Annotated in this window: 27 protein-coding genes and 1 pseudogene; 3 read left to right on the top strand and 25 right to left on the bottom strand. The window is 29.7% G+C overall.

Translation table 11 applies throughout. From position 1 onward, the window contains the following. The 4 genes from T473_RS0100640 to T473_RS0100625 all read right to left on the bottom strand — a co-directional run bounded on the left by T473_RS0100640 (position 1) and on the right by T473_RS0100625 (position 3,596). A complete protein-coding gene (locus tag T473_RS0100640) occupies positions 1-450 on the bottom strand; it encodes a (2Fe-2S)-binding protein (RefSeq protein WP_024620158.1) in 450 nt (149 codons plus the stop codon). Next, entirely contained in the window at positions 450-1,238 is a 789-nt protein-coding gene (locus tag T473_RS0100635; protein ID WP_024620157.1) for an FAD binding domain-containing protein, read from the bottom strand. The genes T473_RS0100640 and T473_RS0100635 overlap by 1 nt, the downstream gene beginning before the upstream one ends. Positions 1,239-1,506: 268 nt before the next feature. Next, on the bottom strand, positions 1,507-1,662 hold the full coding sequence (locus T473_RS18395) for a hypothetical protein (protein ID WP_161627520.1): 156 nt from the start codon (positions 1,660-1,662) through the stop codon (positions 1,507-1,509). Positions 1,663-1,988: 326 nt separating this feature from the next. Further along, positions 1,989-3,596, bottom strand: a complete 1,608-nt coding sequence (locus tag T473_RS0100625; RefSeq protein WP_024620156.1) for a hypothetical protein — start codon at positions 3,594-3,596, stop codon at positions 1,989-1,991. A 413-nt stretch (positions 3,597-4,009) separates the two neighbouring features. Between T473_RS0100625 and T473_RS0100620 the strand changes: the two genes are divergently transcribed. Then, positions 4,010-5,257: a sodium/glutamate symporter gene (locus tag T473_RS0100620; RefSeq protein ID WP_051365838.1), complete on the top strand. Its 1,248-nt coding sequence runs from the start codon at positions 4,010-4,012 to the stop codon at positions 5,255-5,257. 140 nt (positions 5,258-5,397) lie between these two features. Here the strand turns inward: T473_RS0100620 and T473_RS0100615 are convergent, their stop codons facing one another. The 5 genes and pseudogenes from T473_RS0100615 to T473_RS0100595 all read right to left on the bottom strand — a co-directional run bounded on the left by T473_RS0100615 (position 5,398) and on the right by T473_RS0100595 (position 9,259). Next, the gene (locus T473_RS0100615) at positions 5,398-6,369 is read right to left on the bottom strand and encodes an arsenic resistance protein (protein WP_024620154.1); all 972 of its coding nucleotides are present in this window, start codon (positions 6,367-6,369) and stop codon (positions 5,398-5,400) included. A 94-nt stretch (positions 6,370-6,463) separates the two neighbouring features. After that, a complete protein-coding gene (locus tag T473_RS17545) occupies positions 6,464-6,601 on the bottom strand; it encodes a FeoB-associated Cys-rich membrane protein (protein ID WP_077065750.1) in 138 nt (45 codons plus the stop codon). 34 nt (positions 6,602-6,635) lie between these two features. Further along, a pseudogene (gene feoB / locus T473_RS15865) lies at positions 6,636-8,782 on the bottom strand (ferrous iron transport protein B). Between the two features lie 23 nt (positions 8,783-8,805). Beyond that, positions 8,806-9,027 carry a FeoA family protein gene (locus T473_RS0100600; RefSeq protein ID WP_024620153.1) on the bottom strand — a complete coding sequence of 74 codons (222 nt, stop codon included), beginning with the start codon at positions 9,025-9,027 and terminating at the stop codon, positions 8,806-8,808. 19 nt (positions 9,028-9,046) lie between these two features. Continuing rightward, the gene (locus T473_RS0100595; protein ID WP_024620152.1) at positions 9,047-9,259 is read right to left on the bottom strand and encodes a FeoA family protein; all 213 of its coding nucleotides are present in this window, start codon (positions 9,257-9,259) and stop codon (positions 9,047-9,049) included. A 586-nt stretch (positions 9,260-9,845) separates the two neighbouring features. Here T473_RS0100595 and T473_RS0100590 point away from each other — a divergent pair. Continuing rightward, on the top strand, positions 9,846-10,364 hold the full coding sequence (locus T473_RS0100590; RefSeq protein ID WP_024620151.1) for a GNAT family N-acetyltransferase: 519 nt from the start codon (positions 9,846-9,848) through the stop codon (positions 10,362-10,364). A 101-nt stretch (positions 10,365-10,465) separates the two neighbouring features. On the opposite strand, the gene T473_RS0100585 is transcribed toward T473_RS0100590, so the two are convergent. The 7 genes from T473_RS0100585 to T473_RS0100555 all read right to left on the bottom strand — a co-directional run bounded on the left by T473_RS0100585 (position 10,466) and on the right by T473_RS0100555 (position 14,627). Further along, on the bottom strand, positions 10,466-11,101 hold the full coding sequence (locus tag T473_RS0100585; RefSeq protein WP_024620150.1) for a hypothetical protein: 636 nt from the start codon (positions 11,099-11,101) through the stop codon (positions 10,466-10,468). Positions 11,102-11,227: 126 nt separating this feature from the next. Next, a complete protein-coding gene (locus tag T473_RS0100580) occupies positions 11,228-11,650 on the bottom strand; it encodes a DUF1284 domain-containing protein (RefSeq protein WP_024620149.1) in 423 nt (140 codons plus the stop codon). Positions 11,651-11,840: 190 nt separating this feature from the next. Beyond that, positions 11,841-12,212, bottom strand: a complete 372-nt coding sequence (locus T473_RS0100575) for an MmcQ/YjbR family DNA-binding protein (protein WP_024620148.1) — start codon at positions 12,210-12,212, stop codon at positions 11,841-11,843. Positions 12,213-12,338: 126 nt separating this feature from the next. Continuing rightward, positions 12,339-12,776: a hypothetical protein gene (locus T473_RS0100570; protein ID WP_024620147.1), complete on the bottom strand. Its 438-nt coding sequence runs from the start codon at positions 12,774-12,776 to the stop codon at positions 12,339-12,341. 45 nt (positions 12,777-12,821) lie between these two features. Then, positions 12,822-13,202 (bottom strand): hypothetical protein, encoded by a 381-nt coding sequence (locus T473_RS0100565; protein ID WP_024620146.1) that lies wholly within the window; start codon positions 13,200-13,202, stop codon positions 12,822-12,824. 140 nt (positions 13,203-13,342) lie between these two features. Beyond that, positions 13,343-13,879 carry a biotin transporter BioY gene (locus T473_RS0100560; protein ID WP_024620145.1) on the bottom strand — a complete coding sequence of 179 codons (537 nt, stop codon included), beginning with the start codon at positions 13,877-13,879 and terminating at the stop codon, positions 13,343-13,345. 310 nt (positions 13,880-14,189) lie between these two features. Continuing rightward, complete coding sequence (locus T473_RS0100555) at positions 14,190-14,627, bottom strand: COG2426 family protein (protein ID WP_024620144.1); 438 nt, start codon at positions 14,625-14,627, stop codon at positions 14,190-14,192. 309 nt (positions 14,628-14,936) lie between these two features. Here T473_RS0100555 and T473_RS0100550 point away from each other — a divergent pair, with 309 nt between their 5' ends. Beyond that, the gene (locus tag T473_RS0100550) at positions 14,937-16,547 is read left to right on the top strand and encodes a Na/Pi cotransporter family protein (protein ID WP_024620143.1); all 1,611 of its coding nucleotides are present in this window, start codon (positions 14,937-14,939) and stop codon (positions 16,545-16,547) included. 139 nt (positions 16,548-16,686) lie between these two features. Here T473_RS0100550 and T473_RS0100545 read toward each other — a convergent pair whose 3' ends face one another. The 9 genes from T473_RS0100545 to recQ form a co-directional block, all read right to left on the bottom strand. Then, the gene (locus tag T473_RS0100545; protein WP_024620142.1) at positions 16,687-16,965 is read right to left on the bottom strand and encodes a hypothetical protein; all 279 of its coding nucleotides are present in this window, start codon (positions 16,963-16,965) and stop codon (positions 16,687-16,689) included. A 156-nt stretch (positions 16,966-17,121) separates the two neighbouring features. Further along, a complete protein-coding gene (locus T473_RS0100540; RefSeq protein ID WP_024620141.1) occupies positions 17,122-17,550 on the bottom strand; it encodes an MOSC domain-containing protein in 429 nt (142 codons plus the stop codon). 16 nt (positions 17,551-17,566) lie between these two features. Next, the gene (gene moaC, locus T473_RS0100535) at positions 17,567-18,034 is read right to left on the bottom strand and encodes a cyclic pyranopterin monophosphate synthase MoaC (RefSeq protein ID WP_024620140.1); all 468 of its coding nucleotides are present in this window, start codon (positions 18,032-18,034) and stop codon (positions 17,567-17,569) included. A gap of 1 nt (position 18,035) precedes the next feature. After that, the gene (gene moaA, locus T473_RS0100530) at positions 18,036-18,992 is read right to left on the bottom strand and encodes a GTP 3',8-cyclase MoaA (RefSeq protein ID WP_024620139.1); all 957 of its coding nucleotides are present in this window, start codon (positions 18,990-18,992) and stop codon (positions 18,036-18,038) included. A gap of 22 nt (positions 18,993-19,014) precedes the next feature. Continuing rightward, the gene (locus T473_RS0100525; protein WP_024620138.1) at positions 19,015-19,518 is read right to left on the bottom strand and encodes a MogA/MoaB family molybdenum cofactor biosynthesis protein; all 504 of its coding nucleotides are present in this window, start codon (positions 19,516-19,518) and stop codon (positions 19,015-19,017) included. 265 nt (positions 19,519-19,783) lie between these two features. Next, positions 19,784-20,158, bottom strand: a complete 375-nt coding sequence (locus T473_RS0100520) for a CoA-binding protein (protein ID WP_024620137.1) — start codon at positions 20,156-20,158, stop codon at positions 19,784-19,786. Positions 20,159-20,336: 178 nt separating this feature from the next. Further along, the gene (locus T473_RS17105) at positions 20,337-20,549 is read right to left on the bottom strand and encodes an NTP transferase domain-containing protein (RefSeq protein ID WP_024620136.1); all 213 of its coding nucleotides are present in this window, start codon (positions 20,547-20,549) and stop codon (positions 20,337-20,339) included. A gap of 90 nt (positions 20,550-20,639) precedes the next feature. After that, complete coding sequence (locus tag T473_RS0100510) at positions 20,640-22,007, bottom strand: GTP pyrophosphokinase (protein WP_024620135.1); 1,368 nt, start codon at positions 22,005-22,007, stop codon at positions 20,640-20,642. A 401-nt stretch (positions 22,008-22,408) separates the two neighbouring features. Then, positions 22,409-24,946, bottom strand: a complete 2,538-nt coding sequence (gene recQ, locus T473_RS0100505) for a DNA helicase RecQ (protein ID WP_024620134.1) — start codon at positions 24,944-24,946, stop codon at positions 22,409-22,411. Positions 24,947-25,034 lie beyond the last annotated feature (88 nt).

Raw genomic sequence — 25,034 nt, 5'->3', positions numbered from 1 at the left:
TTACTCACCCCCTAGATAAGTTTTTATCGCTCTAAGCTGACCCATATATCCTGTACATCTACATAAGTTACCTGTTAAATAGTGTTTTATTTCTTCATCAGTTGGATTTTGAAGTTCATCCTTCATAGCTATAACCGTAAGTATAAATCCTGGAGAACAGAATCCACACTGCTCGGCACCTTGACTAGCAAGTATATCCGAAAATTTAGCCACTTTTTCTTCCATACCTTCTATAGTAACTATCTCACTACCAACAGCTCTAACTGTAAGTATTGCACAAGATAGTACTGGTTTATTATCTATTAAAACTGAACATAGTCCACAGTTTCCTGTATTACAACCTCTTTTTACGCTTAAATTTCCAAGGTTTCTAAGTGTATCAACTAAGCATTCTTCTGGTTGTATATCTATCTTTTTTATTTTTCCATTTATTTTTAATTCTACAAACATTAAATAACCTCCGTAATAGCTCTTTTTACAAGAACCTTGCTAATAGCTTCTCTATACTCTTTAGTTCCTCTCATATTAGTTCCGAAACTAACATCTTCAGTTATCAAATCAAGAGCTTTATCTATATTCGAAACATTTAGCTCATTTTTTGATAAAAAGTCACTAGCTAGTCTTGCAACAACGGCTCTCTGAGGTCTAGCTCCTATACATATCTTAAATTCATCTTTATCATTAGATACAGACACATTTAATATTGGATAATCGCTTTTAGCATTTCTAAGAGATTTATACGCAGCTTTCTTATCTGCCTTTTTTATGTATATCTTTGTGAGTAAATCTTTTTCACATTCTTTAACTAAAAAATCATCTAATTTCATTCTTCCTGCATTAAATAGTTCTACCTCAGTATCAAGAGATAGCAGCGCAACTATTAAATCAGAAAATCCATATTTTGAGAAGACTGTGCCTCCTACTGTTACAACATTTCTAAATTGTACACCAATAATATCCCTTAGTGAATCACTTATTATCTCTCCAAATGACTCTTTTAATATAGTACTAGTTTCTAATGTTCTTAAAGTCGTCATAGCCCCTATTTCCACGTAGCTATCAACTTCTTTAATATAGTCTAAATTTAATTTAGATAGTTCTACTCCTGTCCCTATTCTCTTTTTTCCCATTCTCAAGAAAGCACTTCCACCTATAACTTGATTGTTCTTTCTCTTTGTCAGTATAGAATAGGCTTCTTGTTCAGTGGTAGGCTGTTCTATATCCATAACAGTAAACACACCATCATCCTCCTAAAGTCTCTAAGTTTAATATAAAAAGTATTACAAAACAAAGTTTTTTCAAATTATCGCCATAAAATATAAAAAACCCTTATACCACATGTCATATAAAACTGTAATGTTCGTATATGATATTTACAAGGGAATCTTACAAATAGTGTTGATATTCGATTTTTGATGATTTTATTTGTTTCTATAAAATTCTTTCTACTTATACATTATAACAAATTTATAGTATTTATCAAATATAAAATCTATTATATTATCATTAAGATGGTAAACCTCTCTTCTTGTTCTTCACTCTATCTCCCAATATATCGCCAATCTTTTTGACTTCTGTTAATTCTTTGGAAATTTCAAATTTATCTTTATCAATTTTTTTCGATTTTTTTATTTCTTTAATAGTTCTATTTTCTATATTCATATACACATCTCCAGTAAATTATTTTTGTATTTACTTTTATTATTGTATATATTCCTATAAATATTCATATATCAAATTTATATTAAAGTTCGTGTATTTTAGTTTCTATATTTTATAAAATCCATTATAGATAATATAAATAGAAGCTATCTTTAATCTATTTTAAATAATATATTATTTAAATTTAACCTTGTAAGATATTTAGAAATTCTTCCACATGTAATGATTTAACATTTGTTTAATTATTTTTCTACAGGTAATCTAGAATACTATAGACAGCTATTATACTTATCAGAAAGAAGCCAGTTGTAAGACTTCCTTCTGTATTACAATGATCTAAAAATTTCTGATCCTTTAACTTTAAGCCATTTCCAAATAACTAAATCTATAAAAACCGTTATTAAAACAGCTAACAGTATAAATAAGTCTACATTATTAAAATTAGTAAATGAACCTACAATGAAAAATGAACCTAAGTATATAGCAATTGCTATCCAAGTAACAAACATACTGGCACTTCTTTTTACAACTGCGACCTCATTTTTCCAATTTAGATTTGGGAACATAAGATTTGCTACCAATCCAATTATAGCTACTAAAAATGTAAAAGCTATAATACCTACAACTGAAATAATACTAAAAACTAAATCAAATTTAAAATAAACTGCTAAGAGTATAAAGCTAAATACAGTTATAGGAGTATTCAGTATTGTATTCATATATATTTTACTCTTAAATATATCTTTTTCTTCTATAGGATTTGATTTTAGTATCCATAGATTTTCTCCTTCTAAAGATATCGAACAGTATGTTGTGCATGTTAATAACAAAATAAGAAGTATAAAAAATAGTGTTTGCAGTTGTATTATATTCATAATAATTTCGACATCTAAAAAATCTCCAACTTTGTCAACTCCAAATAAAATCAATGCTGCTGAAGCTACAACTAGCATGACGAGACTAAAAGATGTATTTACTATATAACTGTAAGTACCAAAATATCTTTTAAACTCTCTATTTACCAAGGCTTTTATAGGTGAAGATGATTTGACTTTTTCTACACTGTAAGTTGAAGCGCTACCAATTCCCTTCATTCTAGAATTAATTTTTCTAAATCCTTTTGAAAAAATCAATATAAAAATAGCAAAAGGAACTAAAGAGTACAAAGAAAAAATTATAAGCGAAATAATATTACAATTTTTCAGTGCATCAACAAAATAATAATTTGGCGGGTACACCGTTTCAATTATTCTTATAATGGATGACCCATTTTCAATAAAATATGTTGAAGAAGACTGAATTTTCATCATAAGAACCATATAACCTATAAGTAAAACCATACTTCCAAATATTAAAATAAGGTTTTTATACTTGATCTTTGATGATATTCCTCCAAGTACATAAGATATAATAGTAGATATTGTAATTGGCAATAGCGGAGTAGTTAAAAAAAGTAAAAAAAGTACTAATCCAAATAACGGATAGTTACCTAGCTGTACATGATAAGCTATACAAGGAATAACCATTATATAAAACGAAAAGAAGTAATTTGTATATAACATCCCAACTATCTTACTTACAAGTATCGTAGAATCTTTTATGGGCAAGCTAGTAAGTATATCAAAATCTCTTAAATGAAATAAATACGATGGAGCTTTATAAATCGAAGTAAAAAGCGTAATTAGAATTGATAGAAAAAATCCTCCTAACAACACAATCTCCGGTCTAAAGTTTGGATTATTATATTCTATCAACAAAGTTATAATCCCTGAGGATATATTATAAATAAAATAACCTATAAATCCTAAAATTATTGTACATATAATAGCAAATGCTATCATTTTTTTATTATCATTGCTTTTATTTGACTTTAAATTATTTATTTTCAAAAAATTTATAAAGTCTATTTTTAATAGCAAACACAGATTACCCAACTAAACCACTCCATTTCATACGCGAATATACAAACAGAGAAGATTATCTTCAATCTATTTGTTATATATAATATATAACAAACCTTATTTAAATTCAACTATATTAATTGATATTCTTGCTTACATTATATTTCCATGGTTATATGGTTCTAAACAAATCTAACTTGATGAATGAATTAATGCGCTGTAGCATCTTCTAATCTCGGTAATGTTTAATCATTTGGTGTAATTTGTATATAAATATACCCTTCCCCTTATAAGTTTTTTAGATATATTAACTCTACTCTATTACGATGCATCAATATCAAATTTATTTAATTGTTTTTATCATATTCGTTAATTGGTTATATTACACAATAAAATAATCATAGATTTAATAAGAATATTTTTTTTAAATATTAACAAATGTAAAAATGTATTACTTTATTAACGATACGGGGGTAATTAAATTGATTTTAAAGTTAGATACCGCTCAAACATTAATGGTTGCTATTATTTTTTTCATGATTGGGAATCTTTTGAGAAACAAAATAAAATTTTTAAATAATCTATGTATTCCCTCTCCAATTATAGGGGGAATTTTATTTTCACTTTTGAATTTAATACTTCAACAGCTGGGATTAATTAAAATTATTATTAGCGCACATTATTCTACTATGTTTATATATCTATTTTTCACCACTATAGGTCTAGGCATAAGTACTAAACTCATTAAAAACGGAGGTAATCTTCTATTCAGATATTGGGTCTTATGTGCTTTTCTGGCATTCTCTCAAAACATACTTGTTTTATCTCTCTCAAAATTCCTAAATATAGATCCACTTCTGAGTCTGATGTGTGGGAGTATTTCAATGGAAGGTGGACATGGATACGCAGCTGCCTTCGGTCAGACAATAGAAAACTTTGGAGTTGAAAATGCTATAAGCTTTGGAGTTACTGCCGCCACTTTAGGATTGATATTTGGAGGTATTTTAGGTGGCCCAGTTGGCAAATTTTTAATAGAAAGACATAATCTAAAACCTAATGTTGATTTAAATACAAATAGGTCTTCCTTAAAAAATAAATCAATTGTAAAAAAAGATATTTCCTTCAATTTAAGCCCTTTAGTTTTTATGGAACATCTTATGATAATACTTTTGTGTATAAATACAGGCGATCTAATAAGCAAATTAGCATTTAAAATAAATGGATTTGTTTTACCTATAGTTGTTACATGTATGTTTACAGCTGTAATTCTTAGAAATGTAAATGATAGAGTTAAATTTTTTATAATTGACTTTAATATTATGACTTTTATCGGAGAAATTTCACTAGGTCTTTTTTTGACTATCTCTTTAATGAATATAGACCTGTATAAGCTTTCTTCTCTACTTCCACTTATACTGTTTATGGTTATCTGTCAGGTAATTTTTATTATCGTATACGGGGTGTTTATTTGTTTTAAAGTTCTTGGAAAAACATTTGATGCCGCTATAATAATAAGTGGTCTTATAGGCCATGGAATCGGTGCTACTCCAAATGCAATGTCTAATATGGTTACACTCACAGATAAATACGGTCCATCTCCAAAAGCTTTGTTAGTTGTTCCAATGGTAAGCTCTTTTCTTTTAGACATAGTGAGCGTCCCTTGTATATTATTCTTTATAAACATTTTTAGCTAAAATAATATTTTACATAAAAAACTTGAAATCTTTATATAAAAATAGACCCTTACTGAGATGAGTTTGTCGAGTAAAGGTCTATTTTTAACTTTATTCTTAATATATTAATCAATCGTCATTTAATAATCAAATTTATTATTCTAAGACGACTTACTATCAATTCTATTTTTTATTCTTTGTACGATGTATGTGTACATAGACAAAATAGGCAATTCAATTAATGGTCCAATAACTAATGCTAAAGATATAACCGGGCGATCTGGAAAAGTTACTGTAGCAATAGCTAGAGATATCGGTGAATTTCTTGCAGAAGTAGTAAATAACAATGATATTCTATCACTATAAGGCATTTTTAAGCTTTTACCTACCAAAAGTGCTACAGCAAAACTTATAACGAAAAATAAAATAAGTGGAATTAACATCATTAAAAATAACGAAGGATTATTTACCAATAATTCACCTTGTGATGCAAACATAGCAACCACTGCTAAACATAATACTACTAATTGTATATTATCCTCATTTACTTTAAACATGCCGTAAATGCTCGCTCCTTTATTGGATTTGCTAAGTATCCACTTCATTATTGTTGCGACAGTTAAAGGAATTACCAAAACAATAACAATGCTATATACTATTTGCATAATATCAAAAGATATTGTGCTACCCATTAAAAAATATAAGTAAACAGGAAGTAATAAAATTTGAAGAATTAAATTTAGAGGGAGAATAGATGATGCTAGAGGTATATTCCCCTTTGACATCCCTGTAAATATAAGATACCAATCGGTACATGGTGTAACGAGTAGCATTAGTAATCCAATTTGTAAATCAACTTCATTTGAAAGAAAAACTTTGCCTAGTATCAACGCAATAATAGGCGTCCACATAAAGTTAATGATCAAACTAGATATCGAAAATTTTATATTGCTAAATGAATTTGTTATATCTTTTATCTCTATCCCTAAAAATATAAAAAATAACAAAAACATCAATAATAACTCAATCAAATGTGTTGATACTGATGCAATTGAATGATTTTGTCCCAGTACAATACCTGTTATTCCAGCTATGATAATAAATACTGGTTGTAATTTGGATATTAAATTCATATATGTCCTTTCTAATAAATAATTTATACAATAAAATATACTGTTGTAAAATATATTAAGGGTGCAGAACTTTATCTGCACCCTTATAAATTGATTAATGACACCCATTAGCTTTGTCGCAGCCAGAACAACCGCAACTGCAACCAGGGCCTTTTTTTGATGATTTATATGTATTGTATCCTGCAAATGCAATACATATAAATACAATTGAAGCAATAACTATAGTAGCCATTTTTTCTCACCACTTTTCTATAATAAAACCTAATTTAACGACTTGCATGCGATGCAGCAGTTTTTACTTTTTCTTCTGGTGTATAAGATTTCTTAAACAGAAGATAAATAAATGTTATTAGTATTAGAATTGCCACTGCAGTTCCAAATCCAAAACCATTACCAGTAAAGAACATACCTAATTGATATATAGTAAGTGAAACTATATATGCAAATCCTGTTTGGTAAGCAATTGCAAACCAAGTCCATTTTGCTGACATCATTTCTCTTCTAACTGCACCTATAGCAGCAAAACAAGGAGCGCACAGTAAGTTGAATACTAGGAAACTGTATGCTGCAAGTTGAGTATACTCTGCTCTTAATGTTGCCCAATACTCTAAACCATCTTCAGCAACTTCAGCATATCCGTAAAGTACCCCAAATGTACCAACAACATTTTCTTTAGCAATTAATCCTGTTATTGAAGCAACTGCTGCTTTCCAATTCCCCCATCCTAATGGAGCAAATAGTGGAGCAATTATTTTCCCTAATGAAGCTAGCATAGATTCATTAGTTTCGACCATCTGCATAGACCAGTTGAATGTACTTAAGAACCATATTAAAACACTTGCAAGTAATATAATTGAACCCGCTTTTTTAACGAATGCTTTCCCACGATCCCACATATGTATTAAAACACTTTTAGCAGCAGGCATATGGTATGGTGGTAGTTCTAAAACAAATGGTGCTGGATTTCCAGCAAAAGGCTTCATTTTCTTTAATATGATCCCTGAAGTAATAATAGCTGCAATTCCAATAAAGTATGCAGAAGGGGCAACCCAAGCTGAACCAGGGAATAAAGCTCCTGCAATCAGTGCTATAATTGGAAGTTTAGCTCCACATGGTATAAATGTAGTAGTAATAATTGTCATTCGGCGATCACTTTCATTCTCAATGGTTCTAGATGCCATTATCCCAGGAACTCCACAACCAGTACCTATAAGTATAGGTATAAAAGATTTACCAGATAAACCGAATTTCTTGAATACTCTATCCATAATAAATGCTATTCTAGCCATGTAACCACAATCTTCTAAGATTGCTAAACATAAGAATAATGTAAGCATTTGTGGTAAGAATCCAAGAACAGCTCCAACCCCAGCAATAATACCATCAAGAATTAGAGAGTTTAACCATTCAGCTGTACCAACACTATCTAAGAAATTTCCTATAACTGCTGGTATCATACTATCTCCAAATAAACTGTCATTTACCCAGTCTGTCATCCACGTACCAACTGTCGATATAGAAATATAATAAATAAGGAACATTATAGCTGCAAATATTGGTAGCGCAAGTATTCTATTCGTAACGATCTTGTCGATCTTATCCGATACTGACTCTTTATTTCTATTTTTATGTTTAACGCATTTTTTAGTTATATCAGTTATATAAATATAACGCGAATCTGTAATTATACTTTCGCTGTCATCATCTAAATCAGTTTCACACTGATCGATTATACTTTCTATTTCACTTTTAGTTGACTCATCAAGTTTAATTTGTTTCATTATTTCACTATCGCGCTCAAATACTTTTATTGAATACCAACGTATATTTTCGCCATCTAGTTTACTTTTAATTAAGTCTCCTATTTTTTCTAAAGCTGTTTCAATCTCCTCTGAGAAAATACCTTTTTGTCTAATGCTAGAAGTTCTTTTAGAAGCCGATACAGCTTTTTCTACCACTTCTCTTGAACCGATCCCCTTAAGCGCTGAAGTCTCAATTACTTCACATCCTAGAAGTTTACTCAAATTCTTTGTATCAATTGTATCTCCATTTTTTCCAATAAATCTATCATATTTAAGGCAATAACAACAGGTAAACCTATTTCAATTAATTGTGTAGTTAAAAATAAGTTTCTTTCAATGTTAGTACTATCAACAATATTTATAATAGCATCTGGCTTATCATTAATTAAATAATTTCTCGATACAACTTCTTCCAGTGTATACGGTGATAATGAATAAATTCCCGGTAAATCTTGTATAATAATATCTTTCTGACCTTTTAATTTTCCCTCTTTTTTCTCTACAGTTACACCTGGCCAGTTACCCACATATTGCGAGCTTCCAGTCAAGTCATTAAACATTGTCGTTTTTCCACAGTTGGGATTTCCAGCTAGTGCAATCTTCAATGACATCTAATCTCCTCCTTTAGTATGTTTTACTCAACTTCGATGATTTCTGCATCATCTTTACGCAGACTCAGTTCATAACCTCGTACATTTATTTCAATTGGATCCCCTAGAGGAGCAACTTTACGTACTAGTACTTCTGTACCTTTTGTTAAACCCATATTCATAATACGGCGCTTGATATCACTTTGTCCATGTATCTTAATTACACGTACAGTTTCGCCATTTGCAACATTCCTAAGTGTCTTCATAAACCCTCACCCCTTGTATTTATATCATAATTCGTTTTGCCATAGATTTATTTATTGCTATACGTGAACCTTTAACATTTAAGATTATTCCTCCAGCATTTTCAGCAACAACAGTAACTTCTGTTCCTACCGTAAATCCTAGATTTTCTAAATGATGTTTTATTTCATCTTTTCCAGTTATTTTTTTAACGGAAAAGGTCTCACCTGAACGTAACATTGTAAGCGGCATCATAAACTTTCACCATCCTTAGTGTTTAAATAATAACTATATGCTCACCAATTAAGGTACTAGCAATATTTAACTATTGTCATTATAACATCAATGCTCCAAAAAACAATAACGAAATTCATTCTCATGTATTAATATTTATAATTTCTTTAGAACTCCCTTTATTATGATAAAAGATAAATACTGCTTAGATTATAAATAACTCCAAATATTAAATATTGCAATAGTCTAGTATAATAGTTTAAATAAAAAAGCCAAGAAAACCCCCTTATTTCAAGAGATTTTTCTCGACATTCAAATTGATTATTCTATGTATTATTATATATGTTAATTATTGATTTCATATATAATACCCAATTTGAGTACTTAAGCTCTATATTTATACAAATATTTTTAACTTTCTTACTTTTTTTTAATCTCAATACAATAACTTTTCAGTGATATAATATATTTAGAAATAAATGATCTAATTATATCTAAATGATTATGAGTTAGACTTATAATTAAAAGATTACAAAAATTATAATTTTATAATCAAGAAATTTGAAAGGAGATAATCAATACTATTTTGATTTATAGACTATAGACTATGATACTTGAAACCGAGCGACTGATTTTAAGAGAAATGAATAAATCCGACTACGATTCTCTATGTAGAATTTTACAAGATAAAGAAGTTATGTACGCATATGAACACGCATTTAGTGATCAAGAATGTAGCGCATGGCTTGAAAATCAACTTACGAGATACAGTAAATACGGATTCGGGCTGTGGGCGGTTATACTAAAAGATACAAATGAAATGATAGGCCAATGCGGGCTTACGGTTCAAGATTTCGACGGAAGAGATGTTTTGGAGATTGGATACCTCTTTCAGAAAATTTTTTGGCATAATGGCTATGCTACTGAATCTGCAGTCGGATGCAAAAAATATGCTTTTGAGGAATTAAATATAAATGAAGTTTTCTCTATAATACGCGATACCAATATCTCTTCTCAAAATGTTGCAAAGAGAAATGGAATGGAAGTAGTCGGTAAATTCACTAAGCACTACTACAGAATAGATATGCCGCATTTGGTTTTCAGAGCTACTAATCCCAATCTCTAGAAAATAATAGAATTAATTATTTAATACTTAATCCCAAATTTATTATAAAAGAAAACTCTCAAGTGATAATACATATTATCATTTGAGAGCTTATCCAATCTTTATTTTGTATTGATGCTGATTACTGGTTGATCTACATAACTTTTAACCGGAACATCTAAAGATAAATCGACGCTTTTTAAATCTTCTACGTTGGTATTCTTAAGTATAAAGAAAAATGATCCTTCTTTTTTGTCTTTAGCTACATAATCTTCATCTAATTTTTCATCGATTAAATGTGCAAAATCCGCTTTTTCTGTCTCACCGCCATCTGTATTTGCAACTAAAGTAGATGAACTTGGATTGTAAGTCACGATTCTATCTGTTTTATTTTCAAATACTGCAAATAAAGTAACTACAGTTAACTCTTTGTCCTTCACAACCTCTAATTCTTTTGCTCTAGCCTCATCTGATACCTTTCCTTTAGAAACTTGTATATCTGTTATTTTATACTTTATACTGTCTATTTGACCAGACTGATTCAATTTTTCTTTATTGTATGTAGGTTTTATTTCTATACCGTATAAATCCTCAGTTTCTGATCTATTTTGATCATTGTCTTCTTTAGTAGTTTCACTTTTAGTATTTGCTTTTCCACTATTGTTTTTTTCATCAGTGGCTTCGTCATTTGAAGAGCACCCGACAAGACCCAGTAGCGTTACAGCAACAAATATTACTATATATTTTCTGACTTTCATAATAATACCACCATAGCTTTTCTTTAAAATAATATTTTTAACTAACTATATATAATATTAATTAGATATTATTATCAAATATCCTGTTAAAATATAATCTTTGACTCCCCTCTAATGCACATTTAATTAATCCTGTGTAACCACAAAGTCCCTACACTTCATACTGATGTTCCATTCACATTTACTGCATATTTGATTATAAAAATCACTATTCATATCATTAAATACCTTCTCTTCCAATTCTTTATACAAGTATACGCCCTCTTTTAAATCGAATATCTCTATTACTTTTTTATCTAATCTACTTATATTATCTTGACTTCTACATTCTTCGCCTAAATTATTTGGACAACTACCGCAAAGTGAATCTAATCCAAAAATAAGTTCGACTTGGGTATCTTTATAAATATCGGGGGTTTTGTTATAGGCCCTATTGTATAAATCAACATCTATAATTACCTTTTTCATATTAATATTAAACTCTTCACTATATCCATTGCCTTGATATGCTCTCATACACAAAATATGATGCGGTCTTATTTTTATCATATATTCTCCTTACTTATTTATTATGTTATTTATTTGGTTAATATAATAAATTTCTTTAATTTATTTTTAAAAATTAGTTGCTATTAATATTATACTTTAATTTAATAAAAAATAAAAAGCCCTAATATATTAAGGCTTTTACTTATTACTATACGGTACTTTTTTATAATATTTGTTATGTCGACGCTACTTATTTTCCTTCAATCTCATCCCTTACTTTTTTAGTAAGTTTAGAAAATACTAAATCATAAGATTCTTTAAGTAAGTCCAATACTACATTATTCTCTGGTGCATCGTCATTCGTAAGCAGAATAGAGTTCCAATGAACTTTATTTGAATAATATCCAGGTATTATGCTCTTATAAAAAGTTCTAAGCTCTTCATTTGCTTCAGGGAGCCCTTTTATATTTAAAATATCTCGACCTTCATTATCATGTCCTATAAATGCGTACATTTTATCAGCAATTTTAAAAACATGTGCCTTCCATTCTTCTTTAAATGTTATATCTGTTCCATTTAATGAATTTGCTTTTTCAGTTATCCAGTTGTATTTCTCTATCATATTATTAAATCCTTTCAAACATCTTTTTATTAATTCCAAATGTTTTTTATTATATCATTCAAAAAATCTTTGTACTATTATATCTCTTTAAATTATATCTGTAATGTAAAATAATACATAATTATGTTAATATAACTCTAAGATATCTATATTTTGTTTTAAAGTATCATCGATAACCGATTTCATTCTTTCTAAATGTGAAAACCAATCTTCCCCATTATCATCTTCACTCCATATTTCGTATATCTCATGTTGTTCATCTATTATTTCTAAACTCTTCAATATCATCAACAAACTGTCGTTATCAAGTATCAATATACTCGATTTATCTCTAAAAGTTATTTCAAACCCATCCTCTAGCTCCTTTTTGTAAATAGATACAATCTCAGCCAAAAGTATCGCTGCAATATCCCCTCTTTCTTCGTATTCAAAAGCATTGTCCCTTTCCAAGTTTTCGATCATATCTTTTAGTCTGAAATCTGAAAAATCCATATTCTCTAAAAGTTGTCCCAACATATCTAGTCCATCATCGCTAGTAATAGCGTATATATTTAGTAATTCCATAATATCTTTATCTCCTCTGATTCTTGTTAATTATTATTAAGTACATTAAAATTCTTCAGTTACATCATTCCACAATTTTAAATCCGGAACTTTTTTATCTAAATAACTGCAAAAAATTGTATATATTTCATCAAAATCATTCTCTGAAAATCCAAAACTCTTTCTGTAGTGTTTAAAGTCATCATCTGAATTTGAGAAATAGATTCTAGTCTCTATTTCCAGTTCTTCATTTTTTCTCGATGATGCCATTTGTAAGTAACGACTTTCCCCTATTGGCTCACTTGGCTGTAAAACTAAAAAGTTTTCATCAAATGGTTTAAAATCATTTATATACATCTTTATTAGCTCGACGTCTATTTTATTCTCTCTTCCATCACAATTCTCATACAGATTTCTTAACATAAAGTAAAAATCTTCTTTTTCCATTTTTCTCTCCTCAAAATTTAAAGAATAATTTAAATAAAATTCTTAAAAATTCTCCTGTTGTGTTTTATAAAAAGATGCTACAAAATAATAGAGATCCCATAAATAGAATCTCCATTATTTCATCTATATATCATTTTAATTTAAACCTTACCTAAATACAATCTTTTAGATAAAGTTGCCCCTATTACAGAAACAAATACTACTTTTACTAAATCCAGTGGAATAAATGGTACTACGCATGCAAGTAAAGCTTGAACAACGGTCATCTTTGTTATAAAAATAAACATTGCAGTTCCAAGTGTATAATCCACCAATAGCCCTAAAATCATACCAAATATAATTGCAATCTTTGAATCAAATTTATCTTTAAAATAACCAACTATGAGTGCCATAAGCGGAAACCCTAGTATATAACCTCCTGTGGGTCCCAAAACAATTCCCATTCCTCCTGTCATCTGAGCAAATACCGGTAATCCTACTGCTCCAACTAAAACGTAGATAAGCTGGGATATAAATCCTCTTTTAGCACCGAGGATTACACCAGTTAGTCCTACTGCAAAAGTCTGCATTGTAAGAGGAACTGTAGTAAAAGGTAGCGGTATAGATATCTGAGAAAGAATAGCCGTAATACTTGCAAATATACCACATAAAATTAAATCTTTAGTAGATAGTTTCATATTTCAACCCCTTATCAGAAATTTATAATTAAAAATGAAGTTAATTATCTTAATTAAATTAATTACATCTATAATTTTAATTATTAAGTTCTAACTTGTCAAATCGCATGTATAAACTTAATTTTATAAAGTGCTTTATTATCCAAAAAAAATTAAATAAATTAAATAAGATTTGGCACCACACTTTATACTATGGCGCCAAATCTAAATTCCTACCTACAAAACTTATAAAATTAAATTTGTATGTTATAATTCATATAACCATCTTTAAACTGTCAAATATGTAAAATTAAACTTGATTTTGTTATTTTTATATTAGATGTAAAGAAATCGCAGAAACTATAATTCCAGCGACAGCATTACCTACAAATACCCCAAATAGCACATCCCTAATCCTCATTTTCAATATAGAGGCAATAGCAGAAGCCGTCCATGTTCCAGTAGTTGGAAGTGGAATTCCAACAAATATTATAATCCCAATTATTGTTGCACTCTTTAATTTTTTGATTCCAGTATCAATTTTTCTATCTATCTTTTCTACTATTTTAGTGAAAAGTTTTTTTCTCTTTAAATAGAGCATTATTTGCCTAAAAGTCATCACAAGTGGTATTGAAACTAAAGTTGACCCTATCACACTTACAATATACACAGCAATTGGGTTTAGACCCATAGCTATACCTATTGGTATCGCACCCCTGAGTTCAGTAATTGGTATCATTGATAGAATCATTATTTGTATGTATTTCAAAGCGACCTCCTAAATTTTTTCAATTTATATACATCTCCTTTATTTTAATTCTACCTCTTAGTATAGCTCAAATGGAATAATTTGTGAAATATTAAATCTATTTTAAATTAAATTGAAATTTAAACTTTTTGTTAAATATTATAACAAATTTAACAAATTCAACAAATATCCATAACCTTCATTTAACATTTTCTTAACTTTTACTTAACAGTATGTTAATATTATCTTTGAACAAATTTGTTATTCTATATCTGTGAGACTTTTTTATGCCAAAAATAAAAATTAAATAAATCATTTAGGAGGATACAAGTGAATATAGCAATTAGCCTTATGGGCGGACTTGGTCTATTTCTTTACGGAATGAACCTTATGGGTGAAGGACTTCAGAAATCTGCCGGAAATAAGTTAAAGAAAATAATCGAAATGCTAACAAGCAATGTCGTTATGGGAGTTCTCGTTGGAGCAGTCGTAACAGGTATTATCCAAAGTTCTAGTGCCACTACGGTAATGGTCGTAGGTTTTGTAAATGCAGGTATTATGAACTTGAGTCAGGCAATAGGTATTATAATGGGGGCTAATATCGGTACTACTGTTACAGCACAGTTGGTATCTTTTGATCTTAACGCATTGGCTCCATTAGCACTTGGTATAGGTATTATATTTTATTTATTTGCTACAAATGATAAAGTAAAACATACTGCTGAAATTCTTATAGGTTTTGGTATACTTTTTACTGGTATGGAATTTATGAAAAATGCAGTGGAACCTCTCGCTCATTATAAGTCTTTTACCGATGCCCTTTTATACTTTGGTAAGAACCCAATTCTAGGAGTTCTAGCTGGTTTTATGATTACTGGTATTATTCAAAGTTCGAGTGCTTCTATGGGTATGCTTATAGCTTTAGCATCTCAGGGAATTCTTCCACTATCTGCTGCGCTGCCAATTCTTTATGGAGATAACATAGGTACTTGTGTAACTTCTCTTATATCAAGCGTTGGTGCAAGTAGAAACGCTAGAAGAGCAGCTATAATGCATCTATCTTTTAATGTAATAGGAACAATTATATTTATGCTTATATTAAACAAACCTATCTCTGCAATTGTAACATATCTAGATCCGGGAAATACGGCTAGACAACTTGCAAATGCACATACACTGTTTAATTTAACAAACGTGATTATCTTGCTTCCATTCTCTAAATACATAGTAAGACTTTCTACTAAGATTATGCCTCTTAGAGACAATGAAGATGAAATTTCAAGCAATACAAAATATCTTGATGATAGAATGTTCGAAACACCTTCAATAGCCCTTGCAAACTCTGTACAAGAAGTTATTAGAATGGGAAATAAATCTACAAACACTCTAAAGTATTCGATGAGCGCCTTGATCGATAAAGATAGTGCTGTACTTAAAAAAGCTTTCGAATCTGAAAAGACGGTCAATAAACTTCAGAAAGACCTACTTACTTATCTATTAAAGCTTTCAAAAGAGCCACTAAGAGATGATGAGAGATTTATGATAGATTCACTTTACCATACTGTAAATGATATCGAGAGAGTATCAGATCACGCAGAAAATATAGCAGAATTAGCAGGAGAAATGATCAAGAGTGATTTAGTATTCTCTGAAACTGCTATACAAGAAATAAATGAAATCTACGGTAAAACTTTACAAAATCTTGAGTTCTCTATGACAGCTCTTAACGATATGGATTTCAACTTAGCTAATGAAGTATTAAAAACTGAAGAAGAAGTCAACTATTTAGAAAAAACATATAGAAAAGCTCATATAACTAGACTTAACGAAGGCGATTGTACTATAGATGCCGGAGTAATATTCTTAGATTTACTTACAAATATTGAGAGAATCTCGGACCACTGTAAAAATATTGCTAGAATGGTTCTAGATTTTCAGTAAACATTTAACTTAAGTATAATAAAATATTTAAATAAAAAACAAAATCACTTTCAATATTTATAGATTTAAATACACAATCATTTAAAATCTACAATACTGGAAGTGATTTTTAGTTTTACAGGTTTTCATATCTAAACTTCTATCCGATAAATACCTTTATTATATCCTTATTATTCCTTTCAAAGGTAACTATCTCACCTGTCAGATCGTAGTCGAAAGCGCTTATTAACATATCTGTTATCTTCTTACCGTCTATTACACCATCATTTTCTTCAAAAAAATCTAAAGCGTTGTCTTGAATCATCTGCTTAGAAAATTCTATTGGCAACTTTATATTAACCTTGTCACCAGTGTGTGATAAAACTCTTATCCTTAAAAACTTCTCATCTGAATTTCTAGGTAAACCTTTTGACGCCATAAAATCACCACCTAAATACATTATCTAAATATTAGATTATATTCGCACAATAGCTTATTTATGACTTTTTTTAAAAATAGCACATAAAAAAACGGCCTCGCACTTAACGAATACCGTTTAATCTTTAAAATATCATCTATTTTAGTAGAATATAAACTACAGAATTGCAATTTCATCTCCTACATTTAATGCTCCACCTACTATGACTTTAACAAATATACCTTCTCTAGGCATTATACAGTCGCCTGTTATCTGTTTTATTTCACATCCGCTGTGGCATTTTTTACCTATCTGAGTTACTTCTACTACGCACCCACCCATTTTAAGTCTTGTCCCAATCGGAAGAGTGAATACTTCAATACCAGATGTAGTTATGTTTTCTGCAAAGTCACCTGATTTTAAATCAGACTTTGCATGTCTCATCTTGTCTATACTCTCATCACCAAGTAAACTTATCTGTCTGTGCCAGTTGCCAGCATGAGCATCTCCTACTATTCCATGATCTATTTTTAGTTCAGCACTCTTTACAGGGACTTTTATTACTCCCTTTTTTTTACTAATGTTAATTGATACTACCTTAGCCATAATCTCCTACCTCACCCTAAAATTTAAAGTCACCTGATTTTCCACCAGTTTTCTCTATTAGATGGATATTGCTTATTACCATCTTCTTATCTACTGCTTTACACATATCGTATATTGTAAGAGCTGCTATGGAACATGAATTTAACGCTTCCATCTCAACTCCTGTTTTACCCATTGATTTACATGTTGAATATATCTTTATACTAGAGTTTTCATCATCTATCTCAAAGTCTAGATCGCATCCTACAAGGTTTATTTGATGGCACATAGGTATATTATTAGAAGTATTCTTTGCACCCATAATACCGGCAACCTGTGCTACAGATAAAACATCACCTTTTTTAATTTGACCATTTTTTACCTTTTCTAATGCTTCCTTGCTCAGAGTTATTGTAGCTGTTGCTACGGCTATTCTCTGAGTATCATCTTTATCGCTTATGTCTACCATTTTAGCATAGCCTTTTTCATTTATATGAGTTAACATTCTAACCTCCAATTTCGTACATACATCTATCAGTATCTGTAGTTTTATTTTCTATTAAATGATGTCTCTCCGGTTTAGATTTTACAATGTCTTTCATCTCAGCCTTAAACAGAAGTGGCTTATTTATAAAAGGTTTTATGTCTATTTCTTCTTTTGAATGTAGACATGTTTTGATAAAACCTCTTGATGTAAGTCTTAGTCTACTGCAAGTATTACAAAAAGAACAGCTTAAAGGTGTAATTACACCTATTTTCCCCTTTGAATTCTTAAATCTATAGTAATCAGCTGTACTGTTTTCGGTATCTTCAACTTTTTCTAGCCCACCAACCGAGTTTATCATGTCCTTAATATTTAAATATCCTTTTTTGTATATTTTCCTAGCTTCTCCAAGCGGCATCAATTCTATAAATCTAACATCTACATATTTTCTTATAGTCATATTCATAAGATCTAGTATCTCATCATCATTAAATTCTTTGATTGCAACACAGTTTATCTTAACTTTTATACCAAGTTCAATACATTTATCTATAGCCGATAGTACATATTTTAACTCTCCACCCTGAGTTATAGACTTGTATCTATATTCTTTTAAAGAGTCTAGACTAATATTTACTTTACTAAGCCCATTTTGCTTCAACGTTTGCAGTCTTTCAGTCAACCCTATCGCATTAGTAGTCATGCACACGTCATCTATACCAGAGTCTTTGGTATGCTTTATAAGTTGCTCTAATTTAGGATATAAAAGAGGTTCTCCACCCGTGAATCTAACTTTATTGATTCCCATTTCAGCCATAGAACTTATAATAAATTTATAATCATCAAAACTTAAAAAATCATTTATATACTCATCATCAAATTCTACGCCATTTGGCATACAATATAGACATCTTAAATTGCATTTATCAGTTAGCGAAATTCGAAGATAGTTTATTTCTCTTCCATAATTATCTACCATATTGAATCTACCTCTTTGCTAATTATTTTTTGTCATTAGTGGCACATTCTGTAGCTTCTCCCTTTAATATCTCAATACCATGAGGCAATACATCTATAATAAACTCTAGATTTTCAACTGCTCCCTTAGGACTTCCCGGCAAGTTTACTATTATTGTATTCTTTCTTATACCACTAACACCTCTACTTAAAATAGCTTGCTTTGTTATTTCTGTCGATCTCATTCTCATGTACTCACTAAGTCCTGGTATTTCTCTCTCTAAAACAGCATTAGTTGCCTCTGGGGTATTATCTCTCTTTGAAAACCCTGTACCGCCATTGGTAAGAATCAAATCCACTTCATTGCTATCACATAATTTTATTAAATTCTCTTTTAATTCATCGCAATTGTCACTTTGCAACAAATACTTTACAACTCTATATATTTTTTTACCTTCAACAAATTCCATAAGTCTCTTAGCAGTAATATCTTCTCTTTCTCCGCGAGATCCTTTATCACTAAGAGTTATAATTGCAACATTAAACATATATCCTCCTCAAAACAAATTATTAATTTGTTTTAATTTATATATTGATTATTATTTTAATACATACTAAAAAAAAAATTAAAGTCTACATATACATTATATAATATAAATCCCTATATTCATACTTAATCTACATAAAAAAAGAAATCATCCGTAAAGTTTAATGATTTCTTTCAATTAATTTTAAATTATAATATACTTTTATATTGACAAAGCTATTTATTAACTCTACAAAACTATTTATTTCACAAAAAAACTACCGATCCTATAGATCGTTAAGTTCTCTGCAAAGATCTGATTCATGCTCTATATTTAATTTAAGCTCTTTAGCCTTCTTTAAAATTGCTGCATTAAAGCTTCCCTCTTCAAACCACAGATTTCTTATGTCTAAAAGTTCCATTTCATCAAAAATAGATTCTATCATAGTGTATTTTTCAACGATTGTGACAACATCGATATTATTTGGTACATCTTTAAGGCTTTCGTACACCTCTACTCCATCTATAGGATTTAAATTTTCATCTATAGCGACTACTTTAAAATCCTTATCCTGTAATTCTTTAATTATTGAAAAAACCTTGCTCTCTTTGCTGCACTCGGCAGTTACAACAGCCCATGAATTGTATCTATTAAGATTCATATATATCTCCTTCCATACTTAAGCATATCTTATAAATTTACCATACTATTTTATATTCTACATATCTCAAATTCTTCTATAGTATTGATGTTTTCAAAATAATTTTCGCTTAGGTTAAAGTATACATGTTTTTTATCTATTCTGTCTACTAGATTTTTAAGCTTTAAATTATTCTTGCTTATGCATAAACTTCTTTTAATATTTCTTTTTTATAGCCAGAACACAACGGCTTTATTTTTTCATTGCATACAGAAACTATACTTCTATCATACATCTGCTTTGCAATTTTTTCAACTACAAAGGTATTTACAAAAGGCATATCACAGGAAACGACAACAATATCGTGTTTTGAAACGTTTAAAGCTGCGTATATACCACCTTTAGGTCCCAATCCTCCAGCTAAAATAACTCCTGTCTTCTGTATAGGTTTAATTTTGGCTCCTCTCCTTTTGCAAATTAATATATGAGTGTTGTTGCAAATTTATTCAAATATTTGAGTTATCTTTTCCTTAAATGATGTCAGTAAATCTTCTTTGTTATTTAAGTACTCTTCATAAGTATCAAATTCCCTACATATCAATCCTACTACTTCACCGCAGTTGAAAGCTATCTTTTCTAAGTTGTAATTATATAATATCTCCACGCTGTCTATTTTAGTTATGCTTTCAGCAACGCATTTATATATTTCATCTACAATCTTATCGGAATCTCCTTTAAAGTAACTTTGAAGTTGTTCCTTAATTTCCAAACTTATTATATTTTCTTTTATATATAGTACAAAATTTTCAAAATCTTGTTTGTTATCACATTGCTCTATTTCAAATAAGATCCTAAAGAATAGATTCCAAGGGAACTCTGTATTCAATCTACTTCTAAAATGTTCTCCAACTGTTTTACAGAAATCATCCTCAAAATCTGGTTCGTTTACGAATACTAACTCTTCATTAAAGTCGATTTCTTTATTTACAATCTCACCTAACCTCAAAAATTCTTCCAACATAAATTCACCTAAATCGTCTTCTACAATATCCTTTTTGCTAAATGAGTAGTTTAGTATAGTCTCACATGGCTTTTTAAAATCCACTACAAAACCTATACTGCTGTCCATCTTATCGTAGAATACATCGTACACAAGCTTTGCAAATAGCTTTTCCATCTCCATCTTACTAGTATTCATGTTGAACTTTTGATTTGAATTAAAGTTTTTATAAAGACTAAGCAACTGACCATCAATCATTGTTAAATTGCTTCTAATCGAAGACATCATATCTTTTATAAACTTATCCGCTAGTAAATAAGTATTATTTTTGTAAATTATTTTATGTTCAATTTCACTCCAGAACACATTTACCAGTGATTTTATCTGAAGCTCAAAATTTACTTCTTTATTTAAATAGTCGTAAACACCGTCGATCTTGTATATCTCAAAACCATTTTTCTGCTTATTAGGTTGTTTTTCTGATAACTTTAGTTTGATATTTTTATTATCTTTATTGTAGTAGTATATTTTGTCATCTGTTTTATTGAAGTGTCTACGAAACAATCTATATATTTTAGCTTCATCTTCTATAAACCTGCACTCTATTCTGATACCGATTATATCTGACATATTGTCTATCAAATCACCAGCTTCACTGTACTTCTTGATATATCTATTTCTTATAATCTTCTCTCTCAAGCTCGGTTCAGATTTAATCCTAGAAGTAAGGTTTATATACTCCTGATTTTTTTCTTTCAAAATTTCTTCAAAGTGATCCTTTATTTCATCTGATATACTCTCTAGAGCAGGACTCATTGTTCTCAACATCTCTATAGATTCTTCAATAAAGTCAAATTCTTTTAATCCCATAATTAATTCTCCTGTAATTCTCGTAGTCGATCTTTATTTTTTGTTACATATTTATTCTAACATTTTTTTAAAGCTATTTGAGTCTTACAGACTAAAATTCACATATAATTCAAACGAAACTCTAAATATGCGTATACTTTATACTATATTAATAGTATGAAAACTATTTACATGTTTCACATTTATTTATTAATATAATATCGTCTTCTAGATATATCTATTACCATTTCCCAGGCAATATTTACACCCTCTATGCGTTTCTGCATTATTTCAGATGCTTTTGTTGTCTGCATCAATAATTGTTCTTAAAATTGATTTTAACGCATTATTTCGCATATATAATCTATTTCATATCAAAACTTGCTTTTTTATGCAAAAAACTTACGGCATGAATCACAATTTTACATTTTTTTGTCCATATCTTCGAGCAATTTAACCAACAAGACAGCTCGTATAGTTTCGTATTTTATATTATCAGGCAGTTTTCTCTTTAAAATATTTAGGTTTTTGTCACCGTGTTTACTATACATATCTAATATCATTTCTTTTTCTTGCTCATCGTAGTATCCATTTATGTCTAAATCAAATGTCAGGTTATTTCCCTCTTCTAAATAATTGTGTACATAACCTAAGACTGTAGACTGTGAAGCTTCCAAAAATTCTCCTACTTCTTCTACGTTTTGACCTTGGTTTAATAAATCTAAAGCTATTTCATTTTTCTTTCTGCTCTCTCCGTCAAGTATCAATGTCTTTCTCTTTTTATCAGTCCATAAAGTATCTATTGAATTTTTATCAATATACACTTTAACAATACTAATTATACTTTCTCCGTACTTTTTAACTTTAGTAGGCCCTATCCCAGCTATATCAGAGAGCTGTTCCTCATTTATTGGGTATCTACCACTTATTTCCTTAATAGTATCTTTAGATAAAACCATTGATGGTAAACTTCTATCCTTTTCAGCACACTTTTTTCTAAATATATCTAACACATCATACAATTCTTTATTGGACTCAACACTAAAAAACTCATCTTCTATTTCAACTTTTTCAGATTTTCTTTTAGAGCTTAATTTTTCTTTTACGGGCTTTTCATCGTTTAAAATATCTTCATTAAGAGGATTTTTATCTACTTTTCTTACAATTCCGTTTTTATCCATATATTCTTTAATTACATTTTCAAATTGCTCTCCATACTTTTCGTATTTAACTTGACCAACTCCAGATATATTTAACATCTCTTTTTGTGTAGTTGGCATTTTCATAGACATGCTTTTAAGTGTCCCATCACCAAATACCATATAAGGCGCAATCTTTTGTAATATAGATATTTTCTTTCTAAGTTCTCTAAGTCTTTCATAAAGCTCATCTTTTACCTCTATAACCTCTGTTATTACATCTTCTTTAAATTCAACCTGAATGTTACCTTTAAGTATATCCATTGATATATCATTTAGCTTGATTGTGGGAAAACTTCCCCTTCCTCCAGATCCAAGGCTTTCTACCATATCCAAATAACCATGAGAAACCAATGTATTTATAAAAGTCTTTAGATCATCACTAGAATAATCTTTCATTATATTATACGTAGATAGTTTATCAAAACCAAATTGTAACACTTTTTTATTTTTAGAACCTCTAAGTACATCGACAATGGTAGTTATTCCGTAAGATCTCTTCATCCTGTAAATACACGAAATAACTTTCTGAGCATCTACTGTCTTATCCACCATCTCACCAGAATTTAAACAGTTACTACAATTCCCGCAGTCCTCTTCTAAGTTTTCTCCGAAATAAGCCAGTATATTTTTTCTGTAGCAAGAATTAGTATATACAAGGTCTACCATCTGTTGAAGTTTTTTATGTTGATGTAGTTTACGTTCTGAATTATCTACGCCTAAATCAATTAAGTACTTTTGAACTTGAATATCTCCCGGAGTAAACATCAATATACATTCACTTTTTTCTCCATCTCTACCAGCTCTACCTATCTCTTGGTAGTAATTTTCAATACTTTGAGGCATATTGTAATGTATTACCCATCTTATATTTGGCTTGTCTATACCCATACCAAAAGCATTTGTCGCTACCATGATATTTATATCATCTTTTATAAATTCAACTTGATTACTCGTTCTCTCTTTGTTACCCAGTCCAGCATGGTATCTAGCAACTGAAAACCCTTTTGATTCCAAAATTTCATGGATTTTTTCTACTTCTTTTCTTGTAGCTGCGTAAACTATACCTGATTCCGATTTATGGTTGTGTATGTAATCTAACATATATTTTCTTTTATTAGAATTTCTCACTATATTAATAGTAAGGTTTTCTCTATTAAATCCAGTTATAAAACACTCCGGATCTTTTAATAGCAGCAGTCTCACTATATCTTCTCTGACTTCATTTGAAGCAGTCGCAGTAAACGCAGTAACAACTGGTTTACTTTTTAATATCTTTATAAATTTAGGTATTTCTCTATAACTTAGTCTGAAATCATGTCCCCACTGTGAAACACAATGAGCTTCATCTATTGCAATTTGACTTATATTTTTATCCCAAACTAGGTTTATAAATTCATCACTATCTAACCTCTCTGGCGCAATGTAAATAAGCTTAAGCTCGTCATTTTTTATCTCACTTAAAACTTTACTGAACTGTTTTGCTGTAAGTGAACTATTTATAAATCCTGCTTTTACTCCTATTTCATTAAGTGCATCTACTTGATCCTTCATTAGCGATATCAAAGGTGAAACCACTATAGTAAGACCATCAAATACCAAAGCAGGTATCTGATAACATATAGACTTACCCCCTCCAGTAGGCATTAAAGCTACTACATCTTTTTTATCTATTATAGAATTTATTATTTCCGCTTGGCCTCTTCTAAAGTTTTTATATCCGTAAAATTTGGATAGTATGTCCAATGGTCTCGTGTTCATATATCCACTCTCCTATTCTTTAAATTACACAATTTATTATATCACAATAAAATAAAGACATATTAAAAGCACCAGTATTGTTACTTTT

Source organism: Clostridioides mangenotii TR, assembly GCF_000498755.1.
Classification (GTDB): Bacteria; Bacillota; Clostridia; order Peptostreptococcales; family Peptostreptococcaceae; genus Metaclostridioides; species Metaclostridioides mangenotii_A.
This window is presented reverse-complemented; position numbering and strand designations above follow the sequence as displayed.

What these genes read in the sequence shown, in the direction of transcription:
- T473_RS0100600 (WP_024620153.1), bottom strand. Translation starts at nt 9,027, where the DNA reads ATGAAGACACTTAGGAATGTTGCAAATGGCGAAACTGTACGTGTAATT.
- recQ (WP_024620134.1), bottom strand. Translation starts at nt 24,946, where the DNA reads ATGAACACGAGACCATTGGACATACTATCCAAATTTTACGGATATAAA.
- T473_RS0100590 (WP_024620151.1), top strand. Translation starts at nt 9,846, where the DNA reads ATGATACTTGAAACCGAGCGACTGATTTTAAGAGAAATGAATAAATCC.
- T473_RS0100580 (WP_024620149.1), bottom strand. Translation starts at nt 11,650, where the DNA reads ATGATAAAAATAAGACCGCATCATATTTTGTGTATGAGAGCATATCAA.
- T473_RS18395 (WP_161627520.1), bottom strand. Translation starts at nt 1,662, where the DNA reads ATGAATATAGAAAATAGAACTATTAAAGAAATAAAAAAATCGAAAAAA.
- T473_RS0100560 (WP_024620145.1), bottom strand. Translation starts at nt 13,879, where the DNA reads ATGAAACTATCTACTAAAGATTTAATTTTATGTGGTATATTTGCAAGT.
- T473_RS17545 (WP_077065750.1), bottom strand. Translation starts at nt 6,601, where the DNA reads ATGGCTACTATAGTTATTGCTTCAATTGTATTTATATGTATTGCATTT.
- T473_RS0100565 (WP_024620146.1), bottom strand. Translation starts at nt 13,202, where the DNA reads ATGGAAAAAGAAGATTTTTACTTTATGTTAAGAAATCTGTATGAGAAT.
- T473_RS0100585 (WP_024620150.1), bottom strand. Translation starts at nt 11,101, where the DNA reads ATGAAAGTCAGAAAATATATAGTAATATTTGTTGCTGTAACGCTACTG.
- T473_RS0100545 (WP_024620142.1), bottom strand. Translation starts at nt 16,965, where the DNA reads ATGGCGTCAAAAGGTTTACCTAGAAATTCAGATGAGAAGTTTTTAAGG.
- T473_RS0100640 (WP_024620158.1), bottom strand. Translation starts at nt 450, where the DNA reads ATGTTTGTAGAATTAAAAATAAATGGAAAAATAAAAAAGATAGATATA.
- T473_RS0100575 (WP_024620148.1), bottom strand. Translation starts at nt 12,212, where the DNA reads ATGATAGAGAAATACAACTGGATAACTGAAAAAGCAAATTCATTAAAT.
- T473_RS0100615 (WP_024620154.1), bottom strand. Translation starts at nt 6,369, where the DNA reads ATGAATTTAATATCCAAATTACAACCAGTATTTATTATCATAGCTGGA.
- T473_RS0100540 (WP_024620141.1), bottom strand. Translation starts at nt 17,550, where the DNA reads ATGGCTAAGGTAGTATCAATTAACATTAGTAAAAAAAAGGGAGTAATA.
- T473_RS0100570 (WP_024620147.1), bottom strand. Translation starts at nt 12,776, where the DNA reads ATGGAATTACTAAATATATACGCTATTACTAGCGATGATGGACTAGAT.
- T473_RS0100510 (WP_024620135.1), bottom strand. Translation starts at nt 22,007, where the DNA reads ATGGGATTAAAAGAATTTGACTTTATTGAAGAATCTATAGAGATGTTG.
- moaC (WP_024620140.1), bottom strand. Translation starts at nt 18,034, where the DNA reads ATGTTAACTCATATAAATGAAAAAGGCTATGCTAAAATGGTAGACATA.
- T473_RS0100595 (WP_024620152.1), bottom strand. Translation starts at nt 9,259, where the DNA reads ATGATGCCGCTTACAATGTTACGTTCAGGTGAGACCTTTTCCGTTAAA.
- T473_RS0100520 (WP_024620137.1), bottom strand. Translation starts at nt 20,158, where the DNA reads ATGAATCTTAATAGATACAATTCATGGGCTGTTGTAACTGCCGAGTGC.
- moaA (WP_024620139.1), bottom strand. Translation starts at nt 18,992, where the DNA reads ATGGTAGATAATTATGGAAGAGAAATAAACTATCTTCGAATTTCGCTA.
- T473_RS0100525 (WP_024620138.1), bottom strand. Translation starts at nt 19,518, where the DNA reads ATGTTTAATGTTGCAATTATAACTCTTAGTGATAAAGGATCTCGCGGA.
- T473_RS0100620 (WP_051365838.1), top strand. Translation starts at nt 4,010, where the DNA reads ATGTATTACTTTATTAACGATACGGGGGTAATTAAATTGATTTTAAAG.